The organism is Streptomyces sp. Ru73, assembly GCF_002920575.1.
In the GTDB taxonomy this organism is placed as follows: domain Bacteria; phylum Actinomycetota; class Actinomycetes; order Streptomycetales; family Streptomycetaceae; genus Streptomyces.
Genome location: NZ_PQSQ01000164.1, coordinates 1 through 8,490, shown reverse-complemented (window position 1 = coordinate 8,490; position 8,490 = coordinate 1). Strand labels below are relative to the sequence as shown.

Below are 8,490 nucleotides of genomic sequence, written 5' to 3'. Positions count from 1 at the left end.
GGCATCTCCACCGGCGAACCGGAGTTGACGACCACGACGGTACGGGGATTGGCGGCGGCCACCCGGCGGACCAGTTCGTCCTGGCGGCCGGGGAGCTTCAGGTCCGTGCGGTCGAAGCCCTCGCTCTCCACGCGCTCGGTGGTGGCGACCACGACGACGGCGGTGTCGGCGGCGCGTGCCGCTGCGACGGCCTCCGCCAGGAGGTCCTCGGGGTCGCGCCGGGGCTCGCGGTGGGCGAGTGCGAAGCCGACGGCCCGGACCGGCGCGCCGGACATGTCGGGGACGGTGCGGAGCAGGGCGACCTCGACCGGCTCGCCCGCGGTGAGCTCGGCCCGGCCGCGTTCCACGGGCGCACCGAAGAACGCCTCGAACGGGTCGGCGTGGCCCGGGACTTCGGCGCCCTCGTACAGCACCCGGCCGCCGACGGTGAGCCGGAAGCCGCCCAGGCCCTTGGTGCCGAAGCAGTGCGCGCCGCTCTCGCGCGGGGTGAAGGTGCCGGTGATCTCGACGGTGTGCAGTTCCTCGTGGGTGACGCCCGCGGGCAGGTCGTCGCCGTACCACTGGACAGCGCCGTTGGGCAGCGGGGCCTCCCCCAGGACGCGCCCGGACCGGTCCCGGCAGACCGCCCGGAGCGTGAACCCCTGGCCGGCGGCGGCGAGTTCGTCGCTCGGGTAGGCGCCGACGCGGTACGTCACACTGCCCTCCGGGAGCGCGGCGCGCAGCCCGTCCAGCGGGGAGACCACATGGGCGGGGAAGACCTGCGCGGAGCCGCCGCCGAGTACGCGCGCGTCCCGCGCGGCAGCGCCGATGAGGGCGACGCTGCCGGTGGCCTCCGGGCCGAGCGGCAGGGTGCGGTGCTCGTTGCGTACGAGGACGACGGCGCGGCGGGCGATCTCACGGGCCAGCGCTTCGCCGCCGACCGGGGCGGGGAGGGCCTCGGGGGCGACGGCGGGCGGCGCGCCGTCGAGGACGCCGACGCGGGCCGCGAGCCGCAGCACGCGGCGTACGGCGTCGTCGACCAGGGTCTCGGCGACCTCGCCCGCGCGGACGGCGGCGGCCAGTGCCGCGCCGTAGACGGTCTTCGGGCCCGGCATGGCGACGTCGAGGCCGCCCTCGATCGCGCCCTTGGTGGACCGCGCCGCCAGCCAGTCGGAGACGAGGAATCCGTCGAATCCCCACTCGCCGCGCAGCACGTCCTGCTGGAGGTACCGGTGCTCGGTCATGGTGGTGCCGTTGACCGAGTTGTAGGCGGCCATGATGCCCCAGGGGTGCGCGTTCCTGACGATCGTCTCGAACGGCGAGAGGTACAGCTCGCGCAGCGGCCGCGGGGCGACGGTGTTGTTCACGGTGAAGCGGTCGGTCTCGGCGTCGTTGGCGACGAAGTGCTTCACGGTGGTGCCGACGCCGCCCTCCTGCACTCCGGTGACGTATCCGGTGCCGATCGCGCCGGTGAGGTACGGGTCCTCCGAGCAGCACTCGAAGTGGCGGCCGCCGAGCGGGGAGCGGTGCAGGTTGACGGTCGGCGCGAGGAGGACGTGCACGCCCTTGCGGCGGGCCTCCTGCGCGAGCAGGTGCCCGGCGCGGCGGGCCAGTTCCGGGTCCCAGGTCGCGGCCAGCGCGGTGGGGCTGGGCAGCGCGATGGACGGGTCGTCGGCGGTCCAGCGCACGCCGCGCACCCCGACCGGCCCGTCGGACATCACCAGCGACCGGAGGCCGATCTCGGGCAGTGCGGGCAGCGCCCACATGTTCCGGCCGGCCAGCAGCCGGGTCTTGGCGTCCAGGTCGAGCTTGCCGAGCGCGTCCTCGATCACGGCGTCACAGGGGGTCGTGTCGTGCGGGAGCGTCATGGGTGACTCCTTGCCGGTCGGCGGACGGCGGACGGCGCACGAGGGGCGCCGGGCTGCGGACCGCGGCGGGCTGCGGCTGCGGGCGACCGCATGCGGTGCGCAGCATCCTGCTCCCGTTACCTGTACAGCGGTAGGTGTCGTAACTCTTCCGTTACCTTTGCGCTTCCCGGCGAGGCCGTCGATTACGCTCGGCCGCGTGTCAGCGAACGAACGCCCCACCCTGCCCGCGCACCCCGAGGCGAACGGGCGGGAGGCGCGGCGGGGCCGGGCCGTGCGCGGCGAGGACCGGCGCGCCGCCATCCTCCGGGCCGCGCTGGAGGTGATCGCCGAGCGCGGCTACCGCGGTGCCACGCTCAGCGCCGTGGCCGAACGGGTCGGCATCACCCAGCAGGGGCTGCTGCACTACTTCCCCACCAAGGAAGCGCTGCTCGTCGCCGTGCTGGAGGCGCGGGACGCCTGGGACACCGGCGGCGGCACCCGGCAGCCCGGTGAGCCGTGGCCGCTGGAGCTGTACTCCTCGCTCGTGGAGTACAACGCCATGCGCCGGGGCGTCGTGCAGACCTTCTCGGCGCTCCTCGGCGAGAGCGTCACCGAGGAGCATCCGGCCCGGGACTTCTTCACCCACCGCTACACCGCGGTCCGCGCGGCCGCCGCCGATTCGCTGCGCGCGGAGTTCGGCGACCGGCTCCCCGGCGGCCTCACCCCGGAGGAGGCGGCCCCGCTGCTCGTCGCGGTCATGGACGGCCTGCAGTACCAGTGGCTGCTGGACCCCGGGGCCGTGGACATGCCGGCGGCATTCCGCGCCCTGCTGCGCCTCCTGGGCCGCGCGGAGTAACCGGCCGGCGCCGGCGGGACGGTTACTTCCGCTGGGCGATCTGGATGAGGTTGCCGCAGGTGTCGTCCAGTACGGCCGTGATGACCGGGCCCATGTCGGCCGGCTCCTGGGTGAACCTCACCCCGAGCGCGCGCATCCGGGCGAACTCGGCGTGCACGTCGTCCACGGCGAAGGAGGTGGCCGGGATGCCGTCCGCGACCAGCGCCGTCTGATACGGCTTCACCGCGGGGTGGGCGTCGGGCTCCAGCACCAGCTCGGTGCCGTCCGGGTCCTCCGGCGAGACCACGGTCAGCCACCGGTACGGGCCCATCGGGATCTCCTCCTTCTTCACGAAGCCGAGGACGTCGGTGTAGAAGCGCAGGGCCTTGTCCTGGTCGTCGACGAAGACGCTGGACAGATTGATCCTCATGCGGTGCCCTCCGGCACGTCGGGCCTGAGCCATCGGGTCACCCTGCGCTCAAGCGGTGTGCAAGCCGTGTCGCGGCCCACGATACGGATGCCGCCCGTGGCACGCCGGGCGGCACGTCGGCGGGTTCGCCGCTAGGCGCTGCCGCGGCGGGGAAGGAGCAGGACGGCCGCCGCCGGTACCGCCGCGAGGGCGAGCCAGGGCACGGCCGGCGGCAGGGACGTCTGGAGGAGGGAGCCGGTGGCCGAGCTGCCGGCGAGGACCAGGAGGCCGGAGACGGAGGACATCGCGCCCGTGTAGAGGCCGAGGCGGCCGTCCTCGGCGAGGTCGGGGACCCACGCGCGCGCTGCCGGCGCGACCAGCATCTGGCCGAGGGTGAGCAGCACGACGAAGCCGGCGGCGGGCAGCAGGCCCGGCAGCCCCGTCCAGCCGGCCGGGCGGGCGAGAGCGACAGCGGCGAAGCCGGCCGCGATGAGCAGCAGCCCGGCGGCCATGGAGCGGCGCAGGTCCAGCCGGGCCGCCGCCCATCGGGTCACCGGCAGCTGGGCGGTCACCACCAGCAGCGAGGACAGCGCGAACAGCCAGGCCAGCGGGGCCTGCGAGCCGGCCGCGCGGGCCACCTCCTCGGGGAGCGCCAGGTAGAGCTGGTTGTAGGCCAGCAGGTAGGCGCCGTACGCGACGCAGAGGGCGAGGAAGCGGCCGTTGCGGAGGGCGTTGCGTACGCCGCCCCGGCCGCGTGTCTTCGTGCGCCCGGGGATGTGCTGCGGCAGCAGCCGCGCGTGCCCGGCGAGGACCAGGACGAAGACGCCGGCCCCGGTGAGGCAGGCCGTACGGAAGTCCACGGCCAGCAGCAGGGAGCCGAGCAGCGGGCCGAGGAACGCACCGGCCTGGCCGGCGACCGTGAGCAGCGCCAGCACCCGGGTGCGCGGGCCGTGCCCCGCCTCCTCCCAGGCCACCGCCTGCCGGGCGACCTCGGACTCCACCGCGGGCGAGAACAGCGCGGCGGCGAAGCCGATGAGCAGGACCGCGCCGATCACGGTCCAGGGCCGTTCGGCGTAGCCCAGCCACGCGAAGCCCGCGATGCGCAGCACGCAGCCGGTCAGGACGACGGGCCGTACGCCGTACCGGTCGGCCAGCGCGCCGCCGACGACGAACAGGCCCTGCTGGCTGAAGGTGCGCAGCCCCAGCACCAGCCCGACGAGCCAGCCGGCCATGCCGATGCCCGTGCCGAGGTGTTCGGCGAGGAACGGCAGGACGGCGAAGAAGCCGATGTTGAAAGCGAGCTGAGTGAGGATCAGCAGCCGGAGCAGCGGGGAGAGGGCCCGCCAGGTGTGGTGCAGGGAGCCAGGGGCCCGCAGTCGTGCCAGGCCCCGGACGCGCTCCTCGGACCGGGCCTCGGACTGGGCCTCCTGCCGGGCCTCGGTCACACCAACTCCCTTACTCCGCATGCGGGTTGCGTGTCCCCCGGGACCGCGTCCGGGAGCGGGCTTCCGGGGCCGGGACCGCTGTCCGGGCCGCCGGGGACACGGGCGGCGCCGCGGCGGCCGCTGACCGCGCCCGCCGCCGTCACCGCGAGCGCGCCGAGCAGGGCCAGGACAGCGGCGGGCGCGAGGACGACCCAGGGGGCGCGTTCCGCGTACGGCTGGTTCTCGGCGAGCAGCAGGCCCCACTCGGGGGACGGCGGCTGGGCGCCCAGACCGAGGAAGCCGAGTGCGGCGAGCGCGAGGGCGATGCCGGGCAGCCGGACCAGCGCGTGGCGGAGGACCGGCGGCAGCACGGCGGGCAGCAGCACGCGCCGCAGCACGTGCCACCGGCCCGCGCCCAGCGCACGGGTCGAGGCGAGATGGCTGGTGGCCCGCTCCTGCTGGAGCAGTGCCGAGGTGTGGGCCGCGAGGGGCGCCCAGGCGACGGCGGCCACGGCAAGCGCGGGCGTGGCCGGGCCGCTGCCCGCGACGCCCGCGACGAGCAGCCCGGCGAGGACGGGCGGTACGGCGTTGACCGTGTCGACCAGGGGTCCGGAGAGCCGGGGCAGCAGGCCCAGCAGTACGCCGAGCACGAGTGCGGCGGCGCTCAGCGCGACGGCGAGCGCCAGGGTGTCGAGGGCGCCGTGGGCGACGCGGGCCAGCATGTCCCGGCCGAGGGAGTCGGTGCCGAACGGGTGCGCGCCGGAGGGCGCGCTGAGCTTGGCGGTGGTGTCCAGGGCGAGCGGGTCGCGGGGCAGGCCGGCCGCGACGACGGCGAGCAGCACGGCGCCGTACACCACCGGCAGCAGTCGGCGGGTGGGCGGGACCGGCCGGTGCAGCGTCGGGAGCGCGCCGTCGCGCAGCGCGGGCCCGAGCAGCAGCCGGGCCGCGCCGCGTGCCGCGGCCCCGGAGACCGCGGCGAGCAGCACGAGCGCCAGCGTGCCGGCCTGCAGGACGGGCAGGTCCTGGGCCGTGGCGGCCTGGAAGGTGAGCCGGCCGAGCCCGGGAATGTCGAAGATCTGCTCCACGGCGACCGCGCCGCCGGTCAGGCCGACGACGAACAGCCCGAGGTTCGGCAGCAGTCCGGGGACGCAGCGGCGCAGCGCGTGCCGGGCGACGCGCCGCGCGGGCAGGCCGCGTGCGGTGGCGGCGACTGCCCAGGGCTCGGCGAAGGCGCCGGGCAGCAGGTCGTCCAGCACCCGCCCGAGCAGGCCGCCGGCGGGCAGCCCCAGGGCGAGCGCGGGCAGCACCATCCACTGCGGGCCGTACCAGCCGAGCGCGGGCAGCCAGCCGAGTTGTACGCCGACCACCGTGGCCAGCACCGATCCGGTGAGGAACTCCGGCAGCGCGGCCAGCATCGCCGTCCCGCCGCCCGCGGCCCGGCGGCCGCCGAGCCGGCGCCGCGCACCGCGCCGCAGGGTGCGGGCGCACACGGCACCGGCCGTGAGCAGGGCGACCACGAGCGCACCCGCCATGAGCAGCAGGGAGGCGCCGAGGGCCTGCGCGACGGACGGGGTGACGTCGGCGCCGGAGATCCACGAGCGGCCCGCGTCCCCGTGCAGCGCCAGCCGCTCCAGCCACCGCCCGAGCAGGTGCAGCGGCCCGGCGTCCAGGCCGAGTTCGTCACGGACGGCGCGCAGCACCTCGGGGGTGGGGTCGCGGTCGGCGGACCGCGCCTTGAGGACGGTGCGCGCCGGGTCGGTACGGGACAGCCACGGCAGCAGGCCGATGCCGCACAGCAGCACGGCGGCGAGCACGCACCGCCAGAGCGCAGCGGGCGCCCGGCCCCGCGCGAGCGCCCCGGTCGCCGTGCGCAGCCGCGCCGCGTGCCCCGTGCGGTCACCGCTGCCGGCCGCGCCGGTCCTGCCGCCCTTCATGCTGCTGTCCCGTCCGCCGCTCAGCGCCGCGTTCCGGTGCCCAGCAGGGCGCGCTCGTACGGGTCGTAGGTGACGCCGCGCACGGAGGTGCCGACGCCGGTGATGATGCGCTGGTGGACCAGCGGCACCGTCGCGTCCGTGCCGAGGACCGCCGCCTCGGCCGCCATCGCGGCGTCCTGCCGCTTGGCCGTGTCGGCCTGGCCGGCCGCCTTCGCGACGGCCGCGTCGACCTTCTTGTCGCACAGCTGCGCGAGGTTGTAGCTGCCCTTGCAGGTGTAGTCGCTGGCCAGGATCGACACGGGGTCGCCGGTGTCGAGCATGGTGTTGCGTGCCGAGACGACCGCGTCGAACTTCCCGTCCAGCGCGTCGCCCTCCAGCCGGGAGTACTCGCGCACCGTCAGCTTCACCGTGAAGCCCGCCTTCTCCAGCTGCTGCTGGAGCACCTGCGCGACCTCGGGCAGTTCGGGCCGGTTGTCGTACGTGGCGAGGGTGACGGTGCGGCCCTTGGGGGCCGCCGCCTCCGCCCGGTCCGACGGCTTCTCGCGCTTGCCCTCCGCCCAGGTCAGCGCGGGCCCGAAGATGCCCTTGCCGGGGTCGGCGTGCCCCTCGTACACGCCCTTGGCGAGCGCGGAGGTGTCGATCGCGTGCCGCGCGGCGGCCCGCACCGCCGGGTCGGCGAAGGCGCCCTTGCGGGTGTTGAGCAGCAGGCTCGTGGTGCGCGAGGTGCCCGTCTCGTGGACGGTCTTCTCGTCGAGGGAGGCGGCCTGCGAGACCGGTACGGCCTCGGCGATGTCGACCTCTCCGGTGCGCAGCGCGTTGGTGCGGGCCGCGCCGTCGGCGATGAACCGCGCGTCCACGCCGGACGCCTGGGCCCGGCCGCCCCAGTAGTCGTCGAAGCGGTCGAGGGACGCGCGGGTGGTGCCGGTGACCTTGGTGAGCGCGAAGGGGCCGGTGGCGGTGCCGACCGGGTCGACGGTGTCCTTGCCGCCGCCCCGGTACGCCTTGGCGGAGAGGACCGCGAGGCCGGGGCTGGACATCCGCAGCGGCAGCGCCGGGTCGGGCTCCGCGGTGCTGATCCGGACCTTCCGGTCCCCCGCGGCCTGCACGGTCAGGTCGGCGCCCGACAGCGCGGCCGGCACGGGCTTCGCCTCGGTGGCATGGGTGAGGGACGCCGCGACGGCCTTCGGGGTGACCTCGGTGCCGTCCTGGAACTTGGCCTCGCGCAGCGTGAACAGCCAGCCGCGGTCGCCGTCGCGGGTCCAGGACTCGGCGAGCGCGGGCACCGCCGTGCCATTGGCGTCCAGCCGGGTCAGGCCCTCGGTGACGCCGAGCCGGCTGAGGAGGGTGGCGTCGGCGCCGTACGGGGAGAAGTGCTCGGCGGGCGGGAAGGCCATCGCGACCCGCAGCCGGCCGCCGGGCGCCGAGTCCGGCGACGACCCGCCGTCCTGGGCGGCGAAGCAGCCGGAGAGCAGCGGGGCGAGCAGTACGGCCGCGAAGAACCGGCGGCGGCGGAGCGGGCTCATGGTCCTCGTTCTCTGCTGGGCGTGGGCGAGGGGTACGGGGCGGAGCGGGCGTCCGGGAGGGGACGCGGGGCGCTCCGGCCGGGTTGTGGGGCGCGGCCCCGGCTCAAGAGGCGCGGGCGGCCCGGTCAGGAGGCGCGGGGTGCGCCGGCCAGGACGCGGGGCGCCGGGACGGGCACCGGCAGCGGGACCTCGAAGTGGATGATCCCCTGGCCGCCGTCCGGCAGCCGCCGCTCGTCGCAGACCACCTCGCCGAGCGACCGCCAGAACGGTTCGGCGCCGTCCACCGCTGGATCGGTGTGCAGGTAGACGGCGCGGTAACCGCCGTCGGCCGCCGCGAAGTCCAGCAGCTCGCGGACCAGCAGCCGGGCCAGTCCGCGGCGCCGGTGCTCGGCGCGTACGTAGATGCGGCGCAGCTGCGCGGTCTCGCCGGAGGGGAAGCGCTCGGCGATCTCGCGCGGGTTCGGCGGGTGGGCCGGGCCGCGGGAGTCGAGCGCGCCGGTCGCGACGACCGTCCCGGCCGCCTCGTCGACCGCGACCAG

At 76.1% G+C, this 8,490-nt stretch carries 7 protein-coding genes; 1 reads left to right on the top strand and 6 read right to left on the bottom strand.

Features of this window, described 5'->3' with window-relative positions:
- A partial coding sequence (locus tag C3486_RS35495; protein ID WP_103836984.1) for a glycoside hydrolase family 3 N-terminal domain-containing protein occupies window positions 1-1,847 on the bottom strand: 1,847 nt, incomplete at its 3' end.
- 271 nt (window positions 1,848-2,118) lie between these two features.
- Between C3486_RS35495 and C3486_RS35490 the strand changes: the two genes are divergently transcribed.
- Window positions 2,119-2,682 (top strand): TetR/AcrR family transcriptional regulator, encoded by a 564-nt coding sequence (locus tag C3486_RS35490; RefSeq protein WP_374936964.1) that lies wholly within the window; start codon window positions 2,119-2,121, stop codon window positions 2,680-2,682.
- A 22-nt stretch (window positions 2,683-2,704) separates the two neighbouring features.
- On the opposite strand, the gene C3486_RS35485 is transcribed toward C3486_RS35490, so the two are convergent.
- From C3486_RS35485 to C3486_RS35465, 5 genes are all read right to left on the bottom strand, one after another.
- Entirely contained in the window at window positions 2,705-3,091 is a 387-nt protein-coding gene (locus tag C3486_RS35485; RefSeq protein ID WP_103836983.1) for a VOC family protein, read from the bottom strand.
- 131 nt (window positions 3,092-3,222) lie between these two features.
- Window positions 3,223-4,515, bottom strand: coding sequence for an MDR family MFS transporter (locus C3486_RS35480; protein ID WP_374936963.1), 1,293 nt, complete (start codon window positions 4,513-4,515; stop codon window positions 3,223-3,225).
- On the bottom strand, window positions 4,512-6,428 hold the full coding sequence (locus tag C3486_RS35475; RefSeq protein ID WP_181138801.1) for an ABC transporter permease subunit: 1,917 nt from the start codon (window positions 6,426-6,428) through the stop codon (window positions 4,512-4,514). Before C3486_RS35475 ends, C3486_RS35480 begins: the two co-directional genes overlap by 4 nt.
- Window positions 6,429-6,448: 20 nt before the next feature.
- Window positions 6,449-7,951: an ABC transporter substrate-binding protein gene (locus C3486_RS35470; RefSeq protein ID WP_103836982.1), complete on the bottom strand. Its 1,503-nt coding sequence runs from the start codon at window positions 7,949-7,951 to the stop codon at window positions 6,449-6,451.
- Window positions 7,952-8,076: 125 nt separating this feature from the next.
- The coding region (locus tag C3486_RS35465) for a GNAT family N-acetyltransferase (RefSeq protein WP_103836981.1) at window positions 8,077-8,490 on the bottom strand (414 nt) is incomplete at its 5' end.